19 protein-coding genes are annotated in these 23,189 nt (G+C 62.1%); 13 read left to right on the top strand and 6 right to left on the bottom strand.

The genetic code is table 11. The annotated features are described in order from the left end of the window. Window positions 1-51: 51 nt before the first annotated feature. Window positions 52-966 carry a LysR family transcriptional regulator gene (locus JQ591_RS24320; RefSeq protein WP_211398506.1) on the top strand — a complete coding sequence of 305 codons (915 nt, stop codon included), beginning with the start codon at window positions 52-54 and terminating at the stop codon, window positions 964-966. A gap of 133 nt (window positions 967-1,099) precedes the next feature. On the opposite strand, the gene JQ591_RS24315 is transcribed toward JQ591_RS24320, so the two are convergent. Together JQ591_RS24315 and JQ591_RS24310 are read right to left on the bottom strand one after the other, a co-directional pair. Then, on the bottom strand, window positions 1,100-2,554 hold the full coding sequence (locus JQ591_RS24315; RefSeq protein WP_211398505.1) for a short-chain fatty acid transporter: 1,455 nt from the start codon (window positions 2,552-2,554) through the stop codon (window positions 1,100-1,102). A 45-nt stretch (window positions 2,555-2,599) separates the two neighbouring features. After that, complete coding sequence (locus JQ591_RS24310) at window positions 2,600-6,004, bottom strand: molybdopterin-dependent oxidoreductase (protein WP_211398504.1); 3,405 nt, start codon at window positions 6,002-6,004, stop codon at window positions 2,600-2,602. Window positions 6,005-6,175: 171 nt separating this feature from the next. Here JQ591_RS24310 and JQ591_RS24305 point away from each other — a divergent pair, with 171 nt between their 5' ends. Then, entirely contained in the window at window positions 6,176-6,859 is a 684-nt protein-coding gene (locus JQ591_RS24305; RefSeq protein WP_211398503.1) for a GntR family transcriptional regulator, read from the top strand. 8 nt (window positions 6,860-6,867) lie between these two features. Here the strand turns inward: JQ591_RS24305 and JQ591_RS24300 are convergent, their stop codons facing one another. From JQ591_RS24300 to hglS, 3 genes are read right to left on the bottom strand one after another with little or no spacing between them, the layout of a single operon-like run. Continuing rightward, complete coding sequence (locus tag JQ591_RS24300) at window positions 6,868-8,097, bottom strand: pyridoxal phosphate-dependent aminotransferase (protein WP_211398502.1); 1,230 nt, start codon at window positions 8,095-8,097, stop codon at window positions 6,868-6,870. An 11-nt stretch (window positions 8,098-8,108) separates the two neighbouring features. After that, on the bottom strand, window positions 8,109-9,671 hold the full coding sequence (amaB, locus tag JQ591_RS24295) for an L-piperidine-6-carboxylate dehydrogenase (protein ID WP_211398501.1): 1,563 nt from the start codon (window positions 9,669-9,671) through the stop codon (window positions 8,109-8,111). 36 nt (window positions 9,672-9,707) lie between these two features. Next, entirely contained in the window at window positions 9,708-11,105 is a 1,398-nt protein-coding gene (gene hglS, locus JQ591_RS24290) for a 2-oxoadipate dioxygenase/decarboxylase HglS (RefSeq protein ID WP_211398500.1), read from the bottom strand. Window positions 11,106-11,257: 152 nt separating this feature from the next. On the opposite strand from hglS, the gene JQ591_RS24285 reads away from it, so the two are divergent. The 11 genes from JQ591_RS24285 (at window position 11,258) to JQ591_RS35410 (ending at window position 21,131) form a co-directional block, all read left to right on the top strand. Continuing rightward, window positions 11,258-12,166 (top strand): LysR family transcriptional regulator, encoded by a 909-nt coding sequence (locus JQ591_RS24285; RefSeq protein WP_211398499.1) that lies wholly within the window; start codon window positions 11,258-11,260, stop codon window positions 12,164-12,166. A gap of 77 nt (window positions 12,167-12,243) precedes the next feature. Then, entirely contained in the window at window positions 12,244-12,684 is a 441-nt protein-coding gene (locus tag JQ591_RS24280) for an Lrp/AsnC family transcriptional regulator (protein ID WP_211398498.1), read from the top strand. 190 nt (window positions 12,685-12,874) lie between these two features. Continuing rightward, entirely contained in the window at window positions 12,875-14,656 is a 1,782-nt protein-coding gene (locus tag JQ591_RS24275) for a thiamine pyrophosphate-binding protein (RefSeq protein ID WP_211398497.1), read from the top strand. A gap of 11 nt (window positions 14,657-14,667) precedes the next feature. Beyond that, entirely contained in the window at window positions 14,668-15,798 is a 1,131-nt protein-coding gene (locus tag JQ591_RS24270) for a saccharopine dehydrogenase family protein (protein WP_211398496.1), read from the top strand. A gap of 67 nt (window positions 15,799-15,865) precedes the next feature. Next, complete coding sequence (locus tag JQ591_RS24265) at window positions 15,866-16,720, top strand: transporter substrate-binding domain-containing protein (protein WP_211398720.1); 855 nt, start codon at window positions 15,866-15,868, stop codon at window positions 16,718-16,720. Window positions 16,721-16,824: 104 nt separating this feature from the next. Beyond that, window positions 16,825-17,538, top strand: a complete 714-nt coding sequence (locus JQ591_RS24260; protein ID WP_211398495.1) for an aspartate/glutamate racemase family protein — start codon at window positions 16,825-16,827, stop codon at window positions 17,536-17,538. 5 nt (window positions 17,539-17,543) lie between these two features. Further along, entirely contained in the window at window positions 17,544-18,203 is a 660-nt protein-coding gene (locus JQ591_RS24255; protein ID WP_211398494.1) for an amino acid ABC transporter permease, read from the top strand. Between the two features lie 26 nt (window positions 18,204-18,229). Then, entirely contained in the window at window positions 18,230-19,021 is a 792-nt protein-coding gene (locus tag JQ591_RS24250; protein ID WP_349630401.1) for an amino acid ABC transporter ATP-binding protein, read from the top strand. Between the two features lie 27 nt (window positions 19,022-19,048). Continuing rightward, window positions 19,049-20,326 (top strand): NAD(P)/FAD-dependent oxidoreductase, encoded by a 1,278-nt coding sequence (locus JQ591_RS24245; RefSeq protein WP_211398493.1) that lies wholly within the window; start codon window positions 19,049-19,051, stop codon window positions 20,324-20,326. A gap of 15 nt (window positions 20,327-20,341) precedes the next feature. Next, complete coding sequence (locus tag JQ591_RS35415) at window positions 20,342-20,746, top strand: hypothetical protein (protein ID WP_249137594.1); 405 nt, start codon at window positions 20,342-20,344, stop codon at window positions 20,744-20,746. Further along, a complete protein-coding gene (locus tag JQ591_RS35410; RefSeq protein WP_249137591.1) occupies window positions 20,739-21,131 on the top strand; it encodes a hypothetical protein in 393 nt (130 codons plus the stop codon). The genes JQ591_RS35415 and JQ591_RS35410 overlap by 8 nt, the downstream gene beginning before the upstream one ends. Here JQ591_RS35410 and JQ591_RS24235 read toward each other — a convergent pair. Further along, window positions 21,094-22,734: an AMP-binding protein gene (locus JQ591_RS24235; protein ID WP_211398492.1), complete on the bottom strand. Its 1,641-nt coding sequence runs from the start codon at window positions 22,732-22,734 to the stop codon at window positions 21,094-21,096. The genes JQ591_RS35410 and JQ591_RS24235 overlap by 38 nt on opposite strands. Between the last annotated feature and the right edge of the window lie 455 nt (window positions 22,735-23,189).

Genomic DNA, 23,189 nt, shown 5'->3' with positions numbered 1-23,189 from the left:
ATCCCTGCGGGTAGCAGGCTGGCATTACCGGCGAAAACGAGGAAAATAAGCGTGAACTTGAACGCCCTGCGCAACTTTATCGCCATCGTCGAGACCGGTTCGATACGCGAGGCGGCGGACAATTTGCAGATCGCGCAATCAGCCCTGAGCCGTCAAATTCTGAGGTTGGAACGAGATTTCGGGGCACCCTTGCTCGAGCGCTTGCCACGAGGCGTGGCGCCAACGACGGCCGGCCAGATTGTTTTGCGACACATCCGCCTTACGCTGGATCAGATTCGCGGAGCGCGCGATGAGCTCACCGCCTTGAAAGGGTTGCGCACAGGAAAAATTGGACTCGCTGTGATCGAACCCTTCGCCAGCAGCGTGCTGCCCGACTGCATCGCGCGTTTCCGGGGCACTTATCCGGGTATTGTTTTCGACGTGCGCGTCGGAAATACCCGCCAGGTCACAACGCTGGTGAAAGAAGGCATCAGTGAATTAGGAATCGCGTACAATGCTCCGCGAGAAGCAGGTATCGCGCTACGCGCATCAACGCGACAACCGCTGGTGGCCATGGTGAATCCACAGCATAAATTGGCGTCAGCCAGCACGCTCAAGCTGAAAGACGTTGCCGCCTGGCCACTCATCCTTCCACCTGGTGGCTCACCAACCCGGCTTCTCATCGAGGAAGCCGCGCGGCGGTCAAACACACAGATCGAGCGGATCCTGCTCGAGAGCGATTCCGTCGCATTGCGCCTTGCGGTCGCGCTTCGAACGGATGGAATTGCGGTGCTTGCGCAATTGTCAGGAGAGAACGACCGCAACGCCGGCGTGCTCCGGATGCTACCGATAAGCGACGCCATGCTCAGCGATGGAAGGTTGGAGTTGCTTGCAGCGGACGGCCGGGTTCTGACGCACGCAACCCAGCAATTCGAACGGTTGCTGCGAACAACGTTGAAGTTTGGCAATCAGAGAAAACAAGCATAGTTCTTTGGTAACCCTACTCTGGGAGACGTCCCGGAAATCAGTTACCCCGATGCGGCGATTCGATCTGATGTCGTACCTCGGGATGCCGGGCGGTGAGGTCCCGGCATCCCGCATGATCAGGTCCGACGTTCGATCAAGGCAGAATTGGTGGATGGTAGGTGAAGGTCGTCATCAAGATTGCAGCAAGGATCATGACGATCGGGAAGTGTACGAAGAATTGCACGGATGTGTAGCCGATGAGGTCTTTCGACTTCAGTCCGAGCACGCCCAGCAGAGGCAGCATCCAGAACGGATTGATGAAGTTCGGCAGCGTCTCGGCGATGTTGTAGACCATGGTGGTCCAGCCCAGATGAGCTCCGATTTCGTTGGCCGCCTTCATGATGTAGGGCGCCTCAATGAACCATTTGCCACCGGCTGACGGGATAAAGAAGCCCAGCGCCGCAGAATAGCACCCGATCAGGAACGAGAAAACGGTCGAGTTGGCCGAGACGTTTGTGAACCAGTGAGCGACGGTATCGGAAAGTGTCAGACCGCTGCTGTTTGGTACCTTGGTCAACATGTGGGCGATCCCGGCGTAGAAAGGAAACTGCAACAGCAGGCCCGAGATGCTCGGCGTTCCCTTCGAAAAGGCATCGAGGAGGCTGCGGGGGCGCCAGTGCAGGAGAATGCCAAGCACCAAAAACACGAAATTATAGGTGTTCAGGCCCGACAGGGTGATCAGCGGATTGCCGGATTGAAAAGTCTGCCAGAGCCAGCCCGACGCCAGTGCGACGATCAGAATGGTCAGAACGGGGCTGAACTCGAGAAGGTCACCCGGCCGGGTCGGCTTTTTTGGCTCGATCCGGTCTTCGTCGAGAGATACGCCGAGATCCTCTGCGGTTCTGGTCAGCGCCTCATTGGGCGCCGTCAAATAACAAATCGCCGCTGACAGCGTGGTCACGACGATAATGGTCACCAGATTTTGCCAGGTCAGGATCGTCTCGGAGAAGCTGATGACACCGGTGATCGGCATCAGCGAACTCGGAATGCTGGCCGCGTTGGCCTGAAGCTGGGCGACCGATGAGGTGATGCCGAGCGTGAAGCCGCAGCCAAGGCCGAGATAGCCGGCCGCACCGGCGGCGCGATAGTCGAGCTTGATGTCCTTGCGTCGCGCGATTTCGCGCACCAAGAGGCCGGAGAAGATCAGGCTCAGGCTCCAGTTCAGCAATGACAGCAGGATACTGAGCACGCCGACGAACACCACGGCGCCGCGCGCAGTGGAGGGCACGCCGGCCAGCCGTCGCATCGACGCCGCGACCGGCGGCGACATTGCGACTACATAGCCGCCGACTGCGGCTAGCGCCAATTGCATCGTGAACGGAATGAGATTCCAGAAGCCGTCGCCGAAGGCACGGCTGACGGCGAGTGGTGAGCCGCCATGCACGATGGTACCGAGCGCGATCACGACCACGGCGATCAAAACGAAGACGTAGGCGTCGGGGAACCAGCGCTCGGCGAAGCGGACCATGTACTGCGAGAATCTCGCAAGCGGGTTGGTTTGTGTCGCTGCTTCGTCGAGGAAGATGGCTTTATCCGTCGTATCGGTCATTGCGGCCCCCATAGTCGCGTTGGTGTTGAGTTCATCATGTCCCGATCAGAGTGCGAGCGTGAGCTCCGAGAGCGGAACGGATTGGCAGGTCAGGCACTGGTCGGTCGCGCCGTCGTCGCCTCCAAGCTGTGCGAATTTGCCGTCGACGACGCGCATGAGGCAGCTCTCGCATTGGCCGACGCGACAGCCGCTCGGCAATGCGACGCCGGCCGCCTGGGCCGCATCGAGAAGGGTGCCAAGCTCCGGCGTCCAGGTGAAGCTATCGTCGCTGTCGGCGATGTGGACGGTTTGCGCCCTCAGCGTCCGCGGCACGATCGGCGGAGACGCAAAGGCTTCCGTGAATATGTCGAAGCCCGGAATGCCACGCTCGATCAGTCGGGCCGTCATCGATGCCGTGAAGTCCGGTGAACCGCAGAGATAGGCGAGCGGCCGCAGTGGCAGCAGTGGATCGATCGCCAGCAGGTCCAGCCGTCCAGCATAGTCGTAGTCCGCGGGACGACGATCCTGGGCTCGCGGCGCCGAATACGCCGTGACGAGATCTAGCTCCGGCAGCAGGCCTGCGAGTTCTCGCAACCGACCAGCAAATGCATGTTCGCCGCCGTTGCGGCAACCATAGAGCAGCAGCACCCGGGCGACGCGTTCGGCCGGGTTCAGTCTCACCAACGCTTCGAGGTAACCGATAAACGGCGTGATGCCGATTCCGGCGGCGAGGAAAATCAGCGGCCGGTTTCCGTGCAGAGGCGGCGTGAAAATGCCCCGGGGCGACTCGATCCGAACGGGATCGCCGACCGCCAGACGATGAACGTGATCGGACAGGTGAACGGGTTCGTCGGCGGTCCCGGAAACACCGGACCGGCGTCTCCTGACCGCGATCGACAGAACATCGCGGCCGTCATGCCCAGTCAGCGAATAGGCGCGGGCAACATCGAGTCCCGGGACGCTCAGCATGATGTGCTGTCCCGGGCGGAACGCGGGAAGCGCGCCACCGTCCTGCGGCAAGAGCTCCAGTGCGACGATGTCGTCGGTCTCGCGATGAATGGCTGAGACCGCGAAGTCGCGTTTGCCGGACCAGTGGCCGCGGCTCGCGGTCTCATCCTTACGGATGTCGCAACTCGTGGCGCGCAACGGTACCGAGCCGCTCACGGGATCGCGAGCCGCATCGCTGAGCGCATCGTTCATGTTCGACGTCGGTGATCCCGCAGGCTGGATCGCGCCACGTCCGAGCGGCGGACAGTCCTCCCACCAGCCGAACTCGGCGACGGCGACGCGGTCGTCGAGCGCCTCATTCAGCCGCACGCGCAGCCGGACTTCGCTGGTGGAGGTTTTGACGATCGCCCAGTCGCCGTCCCTGAGGTCACGCGCGGCTGCGAGCGTCGGGTTGATCTCGATCGCCGGATCGGGCGTCTTCTTGCGAAGCGAGGCGACGTGACGATGCGACGAGTGGACGAACCAGCCGCTCTTGGCCGTGGTGAGCACGAGCGGAAATCGGCTGTCGGCGTGGTCAGCGAGAGGACTTTCGGCAGGCTCGATGTGGCCGGGCAACGGCGCATAGCCATGTTCGAGCATCAATTCCGAATAGATCTCGACACGGCGGGTGGGCGTGGCAAAGCCGACGACTGTGCCGTCCTGTTGCGCGAGCGCATATTTCTCGCGATGGAGCAGCTGCGGGAAGCGCATGCCCTCGGGATGCCGGCGCAACGCGTCGACCGTCACGCCGAGCGGTGCAAGCTGATAATTCCAGCCGGCATGGATGTCGCCGCCGAAGAATTGATCGGTCAGGCCCAGCCTGACCGCAAGTTCAATGGCGATTTCATAGTCCGCCTTGCAGGCGCCGAGCTGCGGCAGCATCTGCGAGCGGAACTGGATCGTCTCGACGGCTTCCTGCGTAATCTCGAAGCCGATCTTCAGGGCATCCCGTTCCCAGGGCATATTGGCCGGCAGCACGATATCGGCATTCTCGGCCGTCGGATTCATGAACATGTCGACGTGAACGTGGAAGTCGAGCGCGCGCAGAGCCTCGAGGTTGCGCGACGAATGACCCTGCGAGACGATGAAATTGGTCCCGAAGCTCATCAGCGCCCGCACCTGGTAGGGTTCGCCGGTCAGGACTGCGCGGCTGAAGTCCCGTGCCGTGATCCATCCCCGGCTCGGCGGCCCAAGCGGCAATTCGCCGAGGCCGAGCGCCTTCGCTCTTTGCTCCGGCGGCAGCAAGGAATAGTCGTTGACCGTGCGTGTCGGCGGCGGCGCCAGCCAGACATTGCCGCCGGGCCGGTCGCAAGCGCCGGTGAGTGCGTAGAGCGTCGCAACCGCCCGCTCGATCATCGTCGCATTGGTATGTTGGCCGACGCCGGTCCAGGAATGATAAGCGAGCCGCGGACTGTTTTCGAACAGTCGGTAGAAGTCCGCGATCTTGCTCTCGTCGAGCCAGGTCAATTCGGCCACGCGGGCGAGCGTGTAGGGAGCGGCCGTGGCTGTCAGCAAACGGAAGGCTGTCGCGGCCGTAATCGCGCGTCCATCCAGCGCACGGAGTGTTGCACCACCTTCCAGCTCGCAGGAGATGGGGGCGAGCATTGCAAGGCGTGGGTCGAAGGCGCGTGCCGCTCCGGACTGGTCCAGCACGACGAAGTTGCTGTCGGATTGATGCGCCCAGAGTTCACTCGCCCGAACGAAGCGGCCAGTGCCGGTGTCGATCAGCAGCGGTCCGTTGGTCCAGCGCGTCACGAAGTCTGCGTCGTAAGAGCTCGTGGTGATGAGATGCCGGATTGCGCCCATCGCCAGCGCGCCATCCGCACCGGGACGGATACGCAACCAGATGTCGGCCTGCTGCCCGGAGCCGTTCGGCTTGGGATCGACCACCGCGACCCGCGCGCCGCGACGCCGAGCGTCGGCGACGCGTGTGGCCTGGGCGAGCCAGGTGCGGGCCGGATTATGTCCCCACAGCACGATGGCGTCGGCCTGTTCATAGTCGGGAGCGCCGATGCCGCGTCCGAAAGTCAGGGCATGGGCATAGTCCTTGTGCCAGCCGCAGATCTCGACCGCGTAGATCAGGTTAGGGCTGCCGAAGCAGCGAATGAAGCGCTCGACCCATTCGAAGCTGTCGACCATCGGCGTGCCGCTCGGCGTGGTCACGGCAAAGGCCACCGCTTCGGCTCCGGATGTCTTGCTGATGTCGCCGAGCTTCCCGGCGATGTCGTCCAGCGCTTCATCCCAGGAAATTTCGATCCAGCCAGGATCCGCCGCGTCTCTGGGCGCGGTCCGGCGAAGCGGTTTGGTAAGGCGGCGCGGACTGTGCACCATTTCGGGCGCGGCCCGACCCTTCGCACATAGCGCTCCGCCGGTCGGATGTCCGGGCAGCGCCTCGACAGCGATCAGCCGGCCATTCTCGACGACCATGGCCGACCCGCATCGGGATCGGCAGAGCGTGCAATAGCCGGGTACGCGCTGCGCCATATGAGGTGTCAGACCGTCCGAAGGTTCAGAAGTAGTGCGTTACAGTAAAGCGTTACATATCCTCATATGTGGCGTATTCTTCGTCAAGCCTATTTATTGTGCCGCGACCAAACCTGACTATTGTGCCGCGGACGAACCGGGTGATTCCGGAGTTGGCGAAGCGGGAGCGGGATGGACCAGAATCTAAGGGAGCAGGTGCTGCAGCAGGTGCGCGCGGAGATCATTTCCGGGCAGAGCATGCCAGGATCGATGTATTCGGTGCCGACACTCGCAGCCAGCCTTGGTGTGTCGACGACCCCGGTCAGGGAAGCGCTGCTCGAATTGGCTCGCAGTGGGCTGATCGAGCCTATGCGCAACCGCGGCTTCAAAGTGGTCGAGCCGACCTTGACCGAGCTACGCAATCTGTTCGACCTCCGCGAGGTGCTGGAGCTTCACGCCGTGTCGATCGTTGCGCGCAAGCCAAAGAAGAATCTCAAGAAGCTCGTTCCGTATGCCGATGAGGTTGCGCGCGCGGTCAAGGCGGAGGACATCAGGCTCTACCTCGAGGCCGATCGAAGCTTTCACCAATTGCTGACCGAGGCGGCGGACAATCCGCGTCTCACCGAAATGGTGATGGGTTTGCGCGATCAGATGCGGCTTTATGGTATCAAATCGCGCGCGGGTCTTGCCCGCCAGAATGAATCCGCAGCCGAGCACTATCAGATCATCGAGCTTGCGATGGCCGGCAAGGAGGAAGCCCTGACCAATCTTCTCAGGCGTCACATCCGGGCATGGGAGCCGGTCTTCATCGAGGCGCTGTCGCGGATGGCGAGCCCACGCGAGCCGATCGTCGCTGGTCGCGATCGCGGCCGGTAATTGCCGGTTCACGAGAGTTGCGCAGCTGCGCGTGCGATGCGCTGGCACGCATCTTCGAGTTCGACAGCGGATGTTGCGTAGGAAATCCTGAAATAGGGTGAGAGGCCGAACGCCGACCCCGGAACGACTGCGACGCCTGCCGCGTGCAGCAGATGCTCGGCAAAGTCCTTGTCGCTCTTCAGCGTTCGTTCCTCCGGCGTGATTTTGCCGATCAGGCCGGCGCAACTCGCGAACGTGTAGAAGGCGCCCTCGGGTACGCGGCAGGTGATGCCTTTGATCCCGTTCAATGCGCTGACGACGAGATCGCGCCGCTTTTGAAACGACCAACAGCAATCGCGGACAAAATCCTGCGGGCCATTCAGCGCCTCGATGGCTGCAGCCTGACTGACCGACGAAGGACAGGATGTCGATTGGCTCTGGACGACGGCCATGGCCCGGATCAGGGCGCTTGGTCCGGCACCATAGCCGATGCGCCAGCCGGTCATCGCGTAGGCCTTCGAAACGCCATTGACGGTTAGCGTCCGGTTGCGCAGACCCGGCTCGATGGCCGCCGGCGTGGCGAATTGGAAGCCGTCATAGACGATGTGCTCGTAGATATCGTCCACCATCAGCCAGACGTGCGGATGCTGGAGGAGTACGTCGAGGATCGGTCGGTAGTCTTTTTTCGAATAGGCTGCGCCGGATGGATTCGACGGCGAGTTCAGCATGACCCATCGTGTGCGAGGCGTGATGGCGCGCTCGAGATCCTCAGGCGAAAGCCGAAAGCCATTGGCCTCGGAACATGGCACCAGCACCGGCGTTCCGCCGGCGATCGCGACGATGTCGGCGTACGTCACCCAGAACGGCGTCGGGATGATCACCTCGTCGCCAGGGTTGATGGTGGCCATCATGGCGTTGAAGAGCACCTGCTTGGCGCCGGCCGACACGGTGATCTCGTCCTGCGCGAATTCGAGCGCATTATCGCGCTCGAACTTGGCGCGTATGGCAGCCTTGAGCTCCGGCGCGCCGTCCAATGCGGTGTACTTGGTCGCGCCGGCGCGTATCGCGCGCTCGGCTGCATCCTTGATTGTATCAGGCGTGTCGAAGTCAGGCTCGCCCGCGCCGAGGATGATGACGTCCCGGCCCTGGCGCTTCATCTCCGCAGCGAGCCCGCTGATCTTTAGGATCTCCGACACGCCAATCGAAGAGAGGCGATGGGAGGGGCTGAATGACGTCGAACCGGGGAAGGGAGCGTTCATCAATCGGCTCTCTAGGCCACGTCGAACTTGACGCCCTGGGCGAGCGGCAATGTCCGGCCAAAATTGACCGTATTGGTGGCGCGGCGCATGTAAGCCTTCCAGGCGTCCGAGCCTGACTCGCGTCCGCCGCCGGTTTCCTTCTCACCTCCGAAGGCGCCGCCGATCTCGGCGCCGGATGGGCCGATATTGACGTTGGCGATGCCGCAATCCGAGCCCCGCACCGACAGGAAGACCTCGGCTTCGCGCAGATCGTTGGTGAAGATCGAGGAGGAGAGTCCCTGCAGGACGGCGTTGTGCAGATCGAGCACCGCATCGAAATCGCGATATTTGATCACGTACAGAATCGGCGCGAAGGTCTCGTGCACGACCGGGCCTGTCTGGTCAGCGATCTCGACCAGCGCTGGGCGGACATAATACGCCTCATCAGCGCCGTTGGAGAGAACGCGCTCGCCGCCGAACACCTTGCCGTCCACGTCGCGTGCCTCGCTCAGCGCTCTCTGCATGGAAGCGAAGGCTGCCGCGTCGATCAGCGGACCGACCAGGGTGCCGTCCTTGAGCGGGTCGCCGATGGTCACGGACTCATAGGCGCGCTTCAGTCGCGGCAAAAACGTGTCATAGACGCTTTCGTGAACGAAGAGGCGCCGCAGCGTCGTGCAACGCTGGCCGGCCGTCCCCATGGCGGCAAACGCGACACCGCGCAATGTCAGGTCGAGGTCCGCCGTCGGCGCGACAATTGCGGCGTTGTTGCCGCCGAGCTCGAGGATCGCGCGCGCAAAGCGTTTTGCCAGGCGCGGTCCGACGATGCGGCCCATTGCCGTCGAGCCGGTCGCTGACACGAGTGGGACCTTGGCGTGATCGACGAGGATTTCACCGATCTCGCGACCACCGAACAGAACGACCGACAGTGCGTCCGGCGCCTTGCCGCCCTCCGCTTTGAATCGCTCCAACGCGCGATCGAACAACGCTTCAGTCGCAAGCGCCGTCAGCGGCGTCTTCTCGGACGGTTTCCAGACGATGCTGTTGCCGCAAATCAGCGCCAACGCGGCGTTCCAGGACCATACGGCGACGGGGAAGTTGAACGCCGAGATGATCCCGGTGACGCCGAGGGGATGCCAGCTTTCCATCATCCGGTGCTCGCTGCGCTCGGTTGCGATGGTCAAGCCATAGAGCTGGCGCGACAGGCCCACCGCGAAGTCGCAGATATCGATCATCTCCTGGACCTCGCCGAGGCCCTCGGACGCGATCTTGCCGGCCTCGATCGATACGAGCTTGCCGAGCGCTTGCTTGTTGGCGCGCAACTCCTCGCCGAGAAGGCGGACGAGCTCGCCGCGCTTCGGCGCAGGCACCAGTCGCCATTCAAGGAAGGCCGCATGCGCCTTGTCAATGGCTGCCTGTGCGTCGGTGGTACCGATCTCGTTGACATGGCCCGTGATCTCGCCGGTGATCGGCGATCGCGCGATTAGCTTGCCGCCGGTGTACCGGCTGCGCTTGACTCCGAGTGAGATCAGGAGCGCGTCCGCCTCGCCCGCGAGTGATTTGATCGCGCGTGCGGAAGACTGGGTTGTGATCGTCATGGCGGTTTTCTCTTGAATGGTTGACAGGCGATTCGATCAGGCCATGGCCCGTCGTGCGAGCTGCGGTGAACTGAGGTGGACCAGGGCGTGCTCCAGGGAATTCCTTTCCGCCTGCGCGTACAGCTTCATTTCATCGTGAACCTCGGCACCGAGAGCGGTTTCGAACGCGGTCCGGTTGGAACGCGCGGCATAGTTCTGCTGCTGGCCGGTACCGAGATTCGACTGGAAGATACCTGCCGCGCTGACAGGGAGGAAATCCTCGTAGACGATTGGATCGTAGCGCAGAAAGCCCGCAGCCATCAAATCATCGAGGCTGGATGGCGGAACATGCCTCTTGCAGGCCTCAATGCCTGCGGACGTCGCCGAATAGCGGAAGAAGGCGAGCCCTTCCGAGCGAAGCTCCGACCAATCGTCCGGGAACACTTTAAATCGCTCGGTCAGTTCGGTGTCGTAGTCGCAGGCGGTCGGGTCTGCCTGGCGCGCGGAGGCGAGCAGTCGGTCGTAAAGCTCGCGGCCCTTGGGCGTGAGGGCAACACCGCGCTGCTCGATCTCGCCGAAGCGGGCTGTATGCGTTCCGGCTACCTTTGCGGCATTCGCCTGCCTGAACAGGATCAGCTCTTCGAGTGCCTTGAAGCTGGTCTGGCGCAGCAGGATCGGGCAGTCGCGGCGCGGCGGCCCTTCGATGACAGCCTTCGGAGTAATGCCGCGTTGTGGCATCCCGGCCTGGACGGCATCGATGTCCAGCGCGCGCGGCGTCAGATGGTTGATGTGAGGGCCTCTGAAACTCACCACGTCGGCAATCAACCGATGGGCGTCATGCAGTCTCTTGTAGACCTCGAGGCTGACCGTCGCCTCGCTATGCCAACGGAAGGTGTCGAGCGCTTCGCGCACAAACTCTTCCGCCTGCGCGACGGTCAAGTGACCCTCCGTCTCGAAAATGCTCACAAGCTCGAGCGTGCGTGGCGTAAAAATGTGGCGCTCGGCAAGGATTTGCTCAGCCTGGGCACGAAGGGTCTCATCATCGATCAGGTCGAGGCGCAGCAGCGAGGTGAATACCCGGAACGGATTACGCCGGAGCGCGGCATCGTCGATCGGCCGAAAGGCCGTGGCATGGACGGGCACGCCGGCCACCGACAGGTCATAATAGCCGACCGGGTGCATCCCCATCACTGCGAAGACGCGACGCATGTTGCGCAATTCGTCCGCGCGCCCCAGGCGAATCGCGCCGTGACGCTCGACGTTCAATCGCTCGAGCTCATCGCTTCGCTCGAGGCTCGCACGAAGCTGGGCGTGCTGCCGCAACGTCTCGCGATTGGTGTCGTCGACGAGCTCTATCAGGGTGCCGTATTGCGGCACTTCAGCCCGGTACATGTCCGACATGGCGCGGGAAAACAGAGTGCGGATCTGGTCCGCGTCCGCGCGCAGCGCTGGCATCAAAATCTCCGTCGACGGCGGCTCAGCCATCATAGTTGGCCTGATCCAAGGATCATGCAAATTTGTTATGATCCTTGCGATTAAACCTTGCCTCGATGGCCAATTCAAACGATGTTTGCTCAGAAGATCATTCTAAATTGGAATGAATGGAGATGAACTCGCAAACACCTCGTCGCTTTCTTCCCTCCACCGCCGTCCTGGCGGCGTTCGAAGCCACTGCGCGGACTGGCAGCATGACGCTCGCTGCGCGCGAGCTTCGACTGACCCAAAGCGCCGTTAGCAGACAGATCAAGATCCTGGAAGAACAGCTCGAGGTCGAACTCTTCATCCGCGAGCGTCAGACCGTTCGACTGACCTCTGTCGGCGAGTCCTACGCGCGCGAAATTCGTGATGCGCTCCACAAGATCAGCACCGCCTCCTTCAATCTCCATGCAAACCCGAGCGGAGGGACTCTCAATCTCGCTATCCTGCCGACATTCGGCACCCGCTGGCTCGCGCCGCGCCTGCCCAGGTTTCTGGCTGCCAATTCCGGGATCACGATCAATCTCACGACCCGCTTGTCCTATTTCGATTTCCGGTCCGAATCCCTGGACGCGGCGATTCACTTCGGTCAACCGGAGTGGCCCGGTGCCGAGATGGCGCTGCTGCGATCCGAACAAGTCATCCCTGCGTGCAGTCCTGGGTTGAAGAGACAATATGGCTTCCGAGTTGCAGGCGATCTCCGGAAGGCCCCGCTGCTGAGCATCTCAACCCGCTTTCACGCGTGGGACCGGTGGTTTTCCGTTCACGATGTGCCAGCCACGACGGCTCAGGGTATGGTGTTCGACCAGTTCGCGACCGCAGCCCAAGCGGCGATCGCCGGCCTCGGCGTGGCGCTTCTGCCGACCTTCCTCATCCAGGATGAACTCGCGAGCCGCAAGCTGGTTCGCGCCATCAACCTGCCCATGGAAAGTCCCGAGCGCTATTATCTGGTTTGGCCTTCCGAACGGGCTAAGTACCCGCCACTCGCGGCTTTCCGGGAGTGGCTGGTCGCGGAGACTGCGCCGGACCGTTCATCATGATGAGCTGGACTTTCTCCGGCAGAGCGCAATAATTTCCCTTCGTTTTGTTCAGAAACTGTCACTTTGGAGGGCTGTAAATGGCGCGTCCGGCGGATGCCAGGAAAGACCAGGATCTTCTCAACATCCTGATCGCAAATGCGCGGACGTCGATTTCCGATATCGCCAAGGCGCTGGGCGTGTCCCGCGCGACTGCGCAGGGGCGAATGGCAAGGCTGGAAAAGGAGGGAACGATCGCCGGCTACACGGCGATTCTGGGCAAGCAGGATCATGTCACCGCGATCTCGGCGATCATCCTGATCGAGCTGGAGGTCAAGCAGCAGGGCAACGTCATTGCGGCCTTGCGAAAAAAGGTCGAGGTCGTACACTGCTACACGCTGAGCGGCCCGTTCGATCTGTTCGTGAAGATCAATTGCGTGACGTCGACGCATCTCGACGAGATCATCGACTGGATCGCCGAGATGGAAGGTGTTCGCCGCACCACGTCCTCGATTCTTCTCGCCAGAAAATTCGAAAGGTGAATAAGGCATAGGCAAAACACTGCCTCAAAGCGGTTGTCGCTGCTCCCTTTCCTGGCAAAATTGCTCATTTCCCATCGAAATAGAACTTAGCCCAACGGATTGTAACTATATTATTCCTATAGCCGGCGCTTTGGATATTTATGTCGCGCCTATGCTCCTGAATAACAGCAGGGACAAGGAGCATTTGAAAATGAATGGTGCGTCCGCTCTCGTGAGCATGCTGTCCGGATATGGCGTCGAAGTCATTTTTGGCGTCCCCGGCGATACGAACGTCGCCTTCTACGAGGCGCTGAGAACGACGGCGGATGCGCCGCGTCATATCCTGTGCCGCGACGAGCGCTCCGCGGTGTTCATGGCGGACTGCTATGCGCGCCTGTCCGGAAAGCCCGGTGTGGCGGAGGTGCCGAGTGGCGCCGGCGCGCTTTACGGTCTGCCGGGCGTGGCTGAAGCGAACAAGTCTTCGGTGCCGCTGATCTTGCTTGTGAACGATATTCCCCAGCCCGGCGTCGGCCGTGGCACACTGACCGAGCTGCCCGTCGAGGAGCTGTTCAAACCAGTCAGCAAGCGCGCAGAGACACTAGGACACGTCGGAAAATTGCCCGAGCTCGTGCGCCGCGCCTTCCGCGAGGCGACCGGCGGCCGTCCCGGCGCTGTCGTCCTCGCTCTGCCCGAGGATGTCCTCTATCAAGAGCTTCCGGATGCCTCCGTGTCGCTGCATGTCGAGTCGCAATGCCGACAGGCGCCGTCATACCGAAGCCGGCCGCCGGATTCCGATCTCGATGCGGCCATCAAGGCCATTCTCGCCGCCGAGCGTCCCCTGATTGTCGCGGGTGGTGGCGCCAATCGGTCCGGCGCGGCGGCCGCCATCACGGCGTTTGGCGAACGGCTCGGCATCCCCGTGGTCACCACGATCACAGGGCAGGGCGTCATCCGCGACGACCACAAGCTCGGCATTGGCATCATCGGCGACAATGGCTTCCATCCGCATGCGGTGTGGGCGCTCGGACGTGCCGATCTCGTGATCTATGTCGGCTGCCGCATGGGTTCGGTCGCCACCATGAACTGGCAATGGCCGGTGCCGAATGGCGAGACGCGCATCGTCCAGATCGATCTCGAACCGGAAGTCATCGGCAATACCTACGCCATCGACCATCCGCTCGTGGGCGATGCGCGTGCCGTGATCGATGCCCTGCTTGGCAAAACACCCGTGGATCATGCGTCCAACACGGCGGAATGGGTCGGTGACATCAACCGCCGCCGTGCCGAGTTCTGGGACGTCATGGCGCCGCATCTCGAGAGCGACGCGATTCCCCTGCGTCCCGAGCGGGTCATCGAGACGCTCAACCGTTGCATGCCTGTGCCCAGTAACGTGGTGTCGGATGCCGGCACGCCGACACCCTACGCGACACGCTTCCTGCGCCTGCGCGATCCGCAGTCCAGGCTCGTGATTCCCCGTTTCTACGGCGGGCTCGGCTATGCCATCCCGGCGGTTATCGGGGCCTATTTCGCAGCGCCGCATCTGAGGCCTGTTGGCTTGTTCGGCGACGGTTCGCTTGGCATGTCGGCCGGTGAACTGGAGACGCTGTCGCGGCTGCAGATCCCGGCGGTGCTGGTTCATTTCAACAACGCATGCTTTGGCTGGATCAAGGCGCTCCAGCGGGTTGTCGACCGTGACCATGCCAACAAGGCCTCCGGAGCCGCACAGCCGACACCGGTCAACGACCCGACATTCAGCGTTGATTTCGGCAGCTACGACATGAGCAAGCTCGCCGCCGTCTACGGGATCCGAAGCTTCCGCGTCGAGACGCCGGTGCAACTGGAGACGGCCTTGCGTGGGGCTTTCGCGCTGAGCGAGCCGGTTTTCGTCGACGTCGCGGTCGAATCCATCGCCGACCGCCTGCCGCCGGTGTTCTCGTGGCTGAAGAAGGTGGGCGCCGACCCGGCGGCGATTGGCGTCCAGGCTGCTCTCTAGGGAGGTTCGAAATGGCTCATTCATCGCAACGCATCGCAGTTTTGGGGGCCGGGCAGATCGGCGCCGTGATCGCCGGGATGCTGGCGGACCAGGGACACAAAGTTACCCTGGCTGACGCTTCAGAGGCGCAACTCGGCTTGAGCGCCGGGCAAACCTTCGCTACCAAGATCGTGGACGCTGGAGATCTCCATGCGGTGCGCGGTTTTCTGAAGGATCAGGATATCGTCGTCAGCGCCTGTCCGTATTTTCTCAATCAGGGGATCGCGCGGATAGCTGTGGAGACCGGAACGCACTATTTCGATCTGACCGAGGACGTGGCGACAACGGCCTACATCAAGGAGATCGCAGCAACCGCCGACGTGATCCTGGCGCCGCAGTGCGGGCTTGCGCCGGGGTTCATCTGCGTGCTTGGAGCCGACATGGCGGCTCGTTTCGAGACGGTGAAGGCCATCAAGATGCGGGTCGGTGCGCTGCCGCTCTATCCGACCAATGCCTTGCGCTACAACGTCACCTGGTCCATCGACGGCCTGATCAACGAATATTGCAATCCCTGCGAGATCGTCTTCGATGGCAAACCGATATCGGTGCCCGCGCTCGAAGGCGTCGAGAGCGTGATGATCGACGGCGTCGCCTATGAGGCGTTCAATACCTCGGGCGGCCTCGGCACGTTGACGGAGACGCTGGCCGGGAAGGTCCGCGACATGAGCTACAAGACGCTGCGCTACCCCGGCCACGCCGAGATCATGAAGCTCCTGCTGCAGGGCCTGGGGCTCGCTGACGATCGCGAGACCATGCGTCGCATCCTCAACCGCGCCGCGCCGTTCACGCGAAAGGACGTCGTCGTGATCTTCGTGACCGGCATCGGCGAGCGCAACGGACGCATGGAGGAGGACAGCATCGTGCTGCGTTACGACGGGCAGCCGGAGCTCGGCGCGATCCAGCTCACCACGGCCGCCGGCTGCGTCGCGATGGTCGAGCTGTTTCTGTCGGGCAAGCTTCCCACGAGGGGATTTGTACGGCAGGAGGATGCGAGCCTTGCCGATTTTCTCGCGACACGCGAGGGCGGCCGGCTGGCGAGAGAGGCGCGCAGCTCCGAGACGAGCGATTTTGCGGGACGGTTCTCCAACAAGAGAGCAGCTTAGGGGGCGCAGAGACCGCCGGACCGGATCTTGCGTCATGAGGAATTCAACCGAAGAGGGGAAGCTTGATATGGTCAATCGTCGTGAAATCGGATCACTCGTTGGGCTAGGCGCCGCCGCGGCGGCAATGGCAGCCGGCTCAGCCGTGTCCCAGGCTGTCGCTCAGACGCAGCCGGCCGAGAGTACGTTTGCTCAAATTCGCAAGACGAAAAAGCTTCGCATCGCCGGCATCGTTGGGACGGAGCCCTATTATCACAAGGACATCGCCACGGGGCAGTGGTCGGGCTTTTGCGTGAGCATGGCGAATGATCTCGCCAAGGCGCTCGAAGCCGAAGTCGAGATCATCGAATCGACCTGGGGCAACTCGGTTCTCGATCTTCAGAGCAACAAGATCGACATCATGTTCGGGCTCAGCCCGACGCCGTCACGCGCCCTGATCGTTGAATTCACGCGTCCGATCATGAACAACACCTTCACGGTCATCGCCAAGCCCGGCTTTGAACCGAAGACATGGGAAGACCTCAACAAGCCGGAGGTGCGGGTTGCCGTCGATATCGGCTCCACCCACGATCTCTACGCGCGCCGAACGCTGCCCAAGGCAACGCTGGTCGCACTGAAGACACCTGATGACGCCGTGCTGGCGGTGCAGGCCGGGCGGGCGGATTGCCTGATCCAGGTCGCGATGCTTTCGCTGGTCACGGTCAAGAAGAACGCGAAGGTGGGCAAGGTCATCATCCCGACTCCAGTTGCCTCGCAACCGACCTGCTGCGGCGTGCGTGTGGACGTCGATACCCGCTTCCGCACCTATGTCGATAACTGGCTCGAATACAGCCGTTCGTTGGGCGCTCTCCGCGAGTGGATTCTCTCGAGCCTGACTCTGGTCAATATCGGGGAGCAGGACATTCCTCCCGGACTTCAGTTTTGATCTCGGACTGCCCGCGTCTTCAGATGACGCGGGCAGTTTCCTTTCTGCAGCGTCGTTGAGTTCGGACGCAATTGGCGTCCGACGAGACAGGGAACATCTGATCGATGCGACATGGGCGACATCCTCCGCTGGGCATCATCATGCTTGACATCGCGATCGAGCGCCCGCCGGGAGATGTGGGGCATTGCGCCAGCTGGCCCTTCGACGTCGTCTTCAGGACCGTCCCGGGCGCCACCGCGCGGAAGATCGTGAGCGGCGATGACGCCGACCTAATGGATGCATTCGTCGCCGCAGGCGATGAGCTTCGTGCCGAGGGCGCGATCGGCCTGACCACGTCGTGCGGCTTTCTGGCATCGCGTCAGGGCGAGCTCTCCGCGCGGATGAATCTTCCGCTCGCAACCTCGAGTCTTTTGCAACTGCCCATGGTGGAGCGCTGCCTTCCGTCCGGCCGCCGCGCAGGCGTTGTCACTTACGACGCGGAGGCGTTGACGGATAGGCATTTTGCTGGAGCCGGCGCCGATCCAGAGACGCCTCGCGTCGGCCTTCCGCCGGACGGTAGCTTGCGCGCGCATATTGAGCATGGCTGCTCCTATGATCGCGATGGACTGCGCCGTGACGTGCAGGAGGCCGTCAGCACGCTGCTTTCGGACAATCCGGGCATTGGCGCGATCGTTTTCGAATGCACCAACCTTCCGCCATTCTCGGAGGAGGTGTCGCGCGAGTTCGGATTGCCGGTCTACGACATCATCACGCTTGGGCGCTGGTTCTACTCGGGGCTGATCCAGAGTGCCTATTCGCAATCGCTGAGTATGGGGTAGCTGCGATGCATTATGACTGGAGTTTTGGCTTCCTTCTGCAATACAGCAGGCTGATCACCATCGGTACGGCCTACACGATCGGTTTTACCATCCTAACCGCGGCGAGCGGGTTCGTGATCGGATGCGTGGTCTCAATCGCGAGCCTCTCCAAGGTGCGTTTCGTCTCGACGCCCCTCGTGATGCTCGTCGAGGTGTTCCGCTGTACGCCTGTGCTGGTTCAACTGGTGTGGATCTACTACGCGCTTCCAGTGCTGATTGGCGTCGAGCTCTCTCCCGCCGTGGCAGCGTTCATCGCGCTGAGCTTTTACGGCGGCGCGTTCTATTCGGAAATCATCCGTGGAGGCATTGTCTCGATCGATATGGGGCAATGGGACGCTGGCCGCGCGCTGGGCATGCGCCGCTTCGATCTGATGAAGCGCGTCGTCATGCCGCAGGCCCTCAAGCGGATGATTCCTCCGCTCGTCAACCAGGCCGTGCTGCAACTGAAGAACACCTCGCTGCTCTCGGTCCTAGCGGTCCCGGATCTGCTTTACCAGGGGCAGCTCATCACATCTGCGACCTACCGGCCATTGGAGACATACACCATGATCGCGGTCATCTACTTCCTTATCCTGTTCCCGATGACGCGCGCTGCGAGCGTGCTCGAAGCGCGACTGGCGCGGTAGGGTTGATCAAAGAAGGGAATGGCGCCGTGTCTGACAACGCGATGATCGAACTGGTTCACGTCAAGAAGTCTTTCGGGGCCGTCAGCGTGCTGAAGGACATATCGCTGCGAGTCCCCCGCGGCGGTGTGCTCGCGCTGATCGGGCCCAGCGGATCAGGTAAGTCGACGCTGCTGCGATGCCTCAATCTCTTGACCATCCCGGACAGCGGCGCCATCCGGGTTGGCGAAAGCACCATGGATTTCACCAACGGGCACAAGCTGCCCCGTGACAAGGAACTGGCGGCGTTCCGCGCGCGGACCGGCATGGTGTTCCAGAACTTCAATCTCTTCCCCCACATGTCTACCCTTCAGAACGTGATGGAAGGACCCGTCACGGTTCTGAAGATCCAGCCGGAGGCGGCGCGCGAGACGGCGCTTGGGTTGTTGGAGAAGGTGGGGTTGAAGGACAAGGCCGACGTCGCGCCCGACAAGCTGTCCGGCGGCCAGAAGCAGCGCGTGGCAATCGCGCGCGCCCTTGCGATGAAGCCGCAAGTGATGCTGTTCGACGAGGCAACGTCTGCGCTCGATCCCGAGCTGGTCGGAGAGGTCCTCGCGGTGGTCCGCCAGCTTGCGGCCGAAGGAATGACCATGGTGCTCGTGACCCATGAGATGGCGTTTGCGCGCGAGGTCGCCGATAGCGTCGTCTTCATGCGCGACGGCATCGTCGTGGAGGAGGGGCCGGCCCGGCAGGTGATCGACACGCCAAGCCAGACTGCAACACGGGCCTTCCTGAGCCACTTCCACAGCAGCGGCTTGCCGACAGTTGCGGCGAACGGCTGACGTGACGATCTGCAATCGAGTTGAGTGATGACGCGGCAGAGGACGCCATTGCGCATCGCTGTGATCGGCGCAGGTATCGTCGGTGCGGCGACGGCATGGGAGCTGATCAAGGACGGACATGACGTTACGCTGATCGAGCCGGGAGAACCGGGGGGGCCCCAGGCGGCTAGCTATGGCAACGGTGCCTGGATCAGCCCTGCCTCGATCATCCCGATGTCCATGCCCGGCCTGTGGCGCAAGCTGCCGGGTTATCTCTTCGATCCGAACGGGCCTCTGGTGCTGCGCTGGACGGTGCTGCCTGCGCTGGCGCCCTGGCTGCTCCGTTTCCTCGCGGCCGGATGGACCGTGGCGAAGGTCGAACGTACCGCCCACCTGCTTGCCTCGATCTTGCGCGACAGTCCGGCGCGGCACGCTGTGCTCGCAAGGGAGATCGGGAAGCCGGATTACATACGCCAGACTGGTCTGCTCTACGCCTATCCCGATCGCAATGCCTTTGAGGGCGAGGCGCTTGCCTGGCGGCTTCGCAGGGACAATGGGCTCCATTGGATCGAGCTCGATGCGGGCGAGCTGCGCCGCCGAGAGCCGGATTTGAGCGCCACCTATCAGTTCGGCGCCCTTGTCCACGAAGGAGCCTACTGCACCGATCCGGGGGCCTATGTAGGGGCCATCGTTGATGCCGCGCGCGCACGCGGCGCACGTCTGGTCAGGGCGCGCGCGACCGGCTTTGTTGTGACCGATGGCCGTCTCGCATCGGTCGTCACCGATCAGGGCGCGATCGAGTGCGATCGCGCCATCATCTGCGCCGGCATCTGGTCAAAGGCTCTTGCGGAGGCTACGGGCGATCGCGTGCCGATGGCGAGCGAACGCGGCTATCACGGCGTCATCGCTTCGCCTGCGGCAGGGCCAAGGCTTCCGATCATGCCGAGCGATGGACGAATGGCCAACACGCCGACTCCGGCGGGCTTGCGCCTTTCGGGGCAGGTCGAGCTCGCGCGAGTTGACGCCGAGCCGGACTGGGCGCGCGTCGAGATTCTCGTCGCGCATGCCCTGCGGACGTATCCTGGCCTCGGGTCGCGCGCCAGCCTGACGATCGATCGCTGGATGGGGCTCCGGCCGTCGACGCCGGACGGGCGTCCCGTCATCGGTGTGGCATCGGCATCGGCGGACATCATCCACGCGTTCGGACACGGCCATGTTGGCCTAGCGTCGGGCCCGATCACGGGCTCTATCGTCGCCGATCTCATTGCCGGCAGGACTGCCGGCATCGATATCGCGCTATTTGGCGCGTCACGTTTTCGCCATTGATCCCTGGAGACGACCATGAAACTGCGAGGTGGCTACACCAACTATGGAGAGACGATCGGCATCCTGATGCTGGACACCAAGTTTCCGCGCCCGCGCGGCGACATCGGAAATGCACTCTCCTATGATTTTCCCGTGCGCTACAAGATCGTGCGCGGTGCTCACGCGACGAAAATTATGGGCGATCATCCGGATGCGAGCCTGCTGGAGCCGTTCGTGGTGGCCGCGCAAGAGCTGGAGGCCGAAGGCGTCAAGGCGATCACGACCAGCTGCGGTTTCCTCGCTCCGTTCCAGAAGCAGCTCGCTGCGGCAGTGAACATTCCTGTGTTCACCTCCAGCTTGATCCAGGCGCCGCTGATCCACGCCATGCTGCCGCCGGGCAAGATCATCGGCGTCTTTACGGAGCGCGGATCACATGAATGACGGTCACTTTCGTGGCGTCGGCTGGTCGCGGGACGATATCCCCGTTCAGATCCAGGGCATGAAGCCTGATGCGCAGTTTCCGGCGGCCTACATTCTCGGTCGGGAAGAGCTTGATACCGATGTGCTGCGAGCCGAGATGGTCGAAATGAAGCAAGCCTTCATTGCATCTTGCAAGAATCCAGGCGCCATCCTGTTCGAATGCACTAATATGTGTCCCTTCGCCAAGGACGTTGCGAACGTATCGGGACTGCCTGTCTTTGACATCAACACGATGATCAACTTCTTCTACCGCGCAGCCAATCCGGTGCCGTTTCTGCAATCGGGTGGGGTGAAGTCGGACACACCGTTTAGGCAGTCTGGCTTTCGCTCAAACCAAGTTCCTTGATCATCGAATCACGCATCAGGAATTTCTGGGCCTTGCCCGTCACCGTCATCGGCATTTCCTCGACAAAACGAATGTATCTGGGCACCTTGTAGTGGGCGATTTGACCGCGACAGAACTCGCGGATCTCGTCTTCAGTGCAATCGTGGCCCGGCTTGATCACGATCCAGGCGCATATTTCTTCGCCGTATTTTTGATCCGGAACGCCAAAGACCTGCGCCGACTGCACCTTGGGATGCCGAAACAGGAATTCTTCGATCTCGCGCGGATACACGTTCTCGCCGCCGCGGATCAGCATGTCCTTGGCGCGCCCTACGATGTTGCAATAACCCTCGTCGTCGATGATCGCGAGGTCGCCGGAGTGCATCCATCCATCCTTGATGACTTCCCCGGTCCGCTCAGGGTCGTCCCAATAGCCGCGCATGACGGAATAACCGCGCACGCACAACTCACCTGTCTCTCCGCGCGGGACAATCTGGCCGTTCTTGTCGATCACCTTCGCTTCGAGACACCGCTGAATGCGCCCGACCGTTGCCACCCGCCTTTCCAGCGGGTCGGTTGTCGAGCTCTGGAATGATACCGGCGACGTCTCCGTCATGCCATAAGCGATGGTCACCTCGCTCATGTTCATCTCGGAGACCACCTGCCGCATGGTTTCGATCGGGCATGGAGAGCCAGCCATGATTCCCGTCCGCAGCGAAGAAAGGTCGAAGGTCTTGAAATCGGGATGCGCAAGTTCGGCGATGAACATCGTTGGCACCCCATGGAGCGCCGTGCAGCGCTCCTCCGCGACCGCGGCCAGAACCGCGGCTGGATCGAACGCTTCGCCCGGAAAGACCATGGTCGCGCCCGTGCTGACGCATGCGAGAACCGCCAGAACCATTCCAAAGCAATGATAGAGCGGCACCGGGATGCAGAGCCGATCGGCTTCGCTGAAATTCAGCGCTTGCGCGATAAAACGCGCATTGTTCACCACATTATGATGCGTGAGCGTGGCGCCCTTCGGGCTGCCGGTGGTTCCGCTTGTGAACTGGATATTGATCGGGTCGTGGCAGTCGAGAGATTCCTCGAGAATTGTGGTGCTGCGCCCTTTCGCCAGAACGTCGGTATAGTTCAACATGTTCGGCGTGCGGCCTTCGCCCATTCGAATAATCCATTCCACCCCGGGCAATTGGGGACGAACCGTCTGGAGCATCTCCAGGTACTTCGAAGTCTTCATCTCCTGGGCGGAGACGACAGCCCGGCATCCCGATACGCCAAGCGCGTAACCCAGCTCGGAAAGACGATAGGCAGGATTGATATTGACGAGGACGAGGCCGAGCCGTGCCGTCGCGAATTGCGTCACCAGCCATTCGACGCGGTTGGGTGACCAGATCCCGACGCGATCACCCTTACGAAGGCCGAGCTCCTGCAGCCCGGCGGCAAACGCCTCGATCTCGTTCGCAAACTCTTTCCAGCTCCAGCGGACGCCCTGCTCGCGGAATACAACGGCGAGACCGTTGGGGAATCGAGCGACGGTCTCAGCGAGCAACGCCGCGATCGTGAGATTGCTGAGCGGCGCATCCGCTGTACCACGGACATACGAGTTAGCCTCGGTTTGAGCCATTTCTTTCTCCCTCCGGCTTTTTCGCCAGAGGCGGCAGCGCTACAGCGCGACGAAGCTTCTTTGTCGCCAATATGGTCACAAATCGTGCCAAAATAGAGGGGTGATGTCACTGCGGCGCCGATCGCCTTGGTCAGGGCTGTGGTTTTAGCTCAAAAGAGGTATGGGAAAGCTCCCGAGGCAGCATTGCGGCAGGCACAGATCCCGCCAGAACTGCTCCGCGGGCTGCGCGAAGGCGCCGTCCCTTTGAGAAGCTAGTGCGAAAGCAGGCCCATAATGCCGTGACGGACCGCGCGGCCGCGGCAGATCTACCGCGATCGTCGCAATCGTGTGAACAGGCTTGCCGCCGAGCACGACTGTCCTGTCGGCCAGAAAAGTTGCTTCCGACATGTTGTGCGCTATCAATAGACCCGTCGCAGCGCCTTCAGCCACATGTCCTGCATCAGGATCCGCAACCG

Origin of the sequence: Bradyrhizobium canariense (genome assembly GCF_018130465.1) — a bacterium.
GTDB lineage: Bacteria > Pseudomonadota > Alphaproteobacteria > Rhizobiales > Xanthobacteraceae > Bradyrhizobium > Bradyrhizobium canariense_C.
Note: the sequence above shows the minus strand (reverse complement) of the source record. Positions and strands in the feature narration are given on the sequence as shown.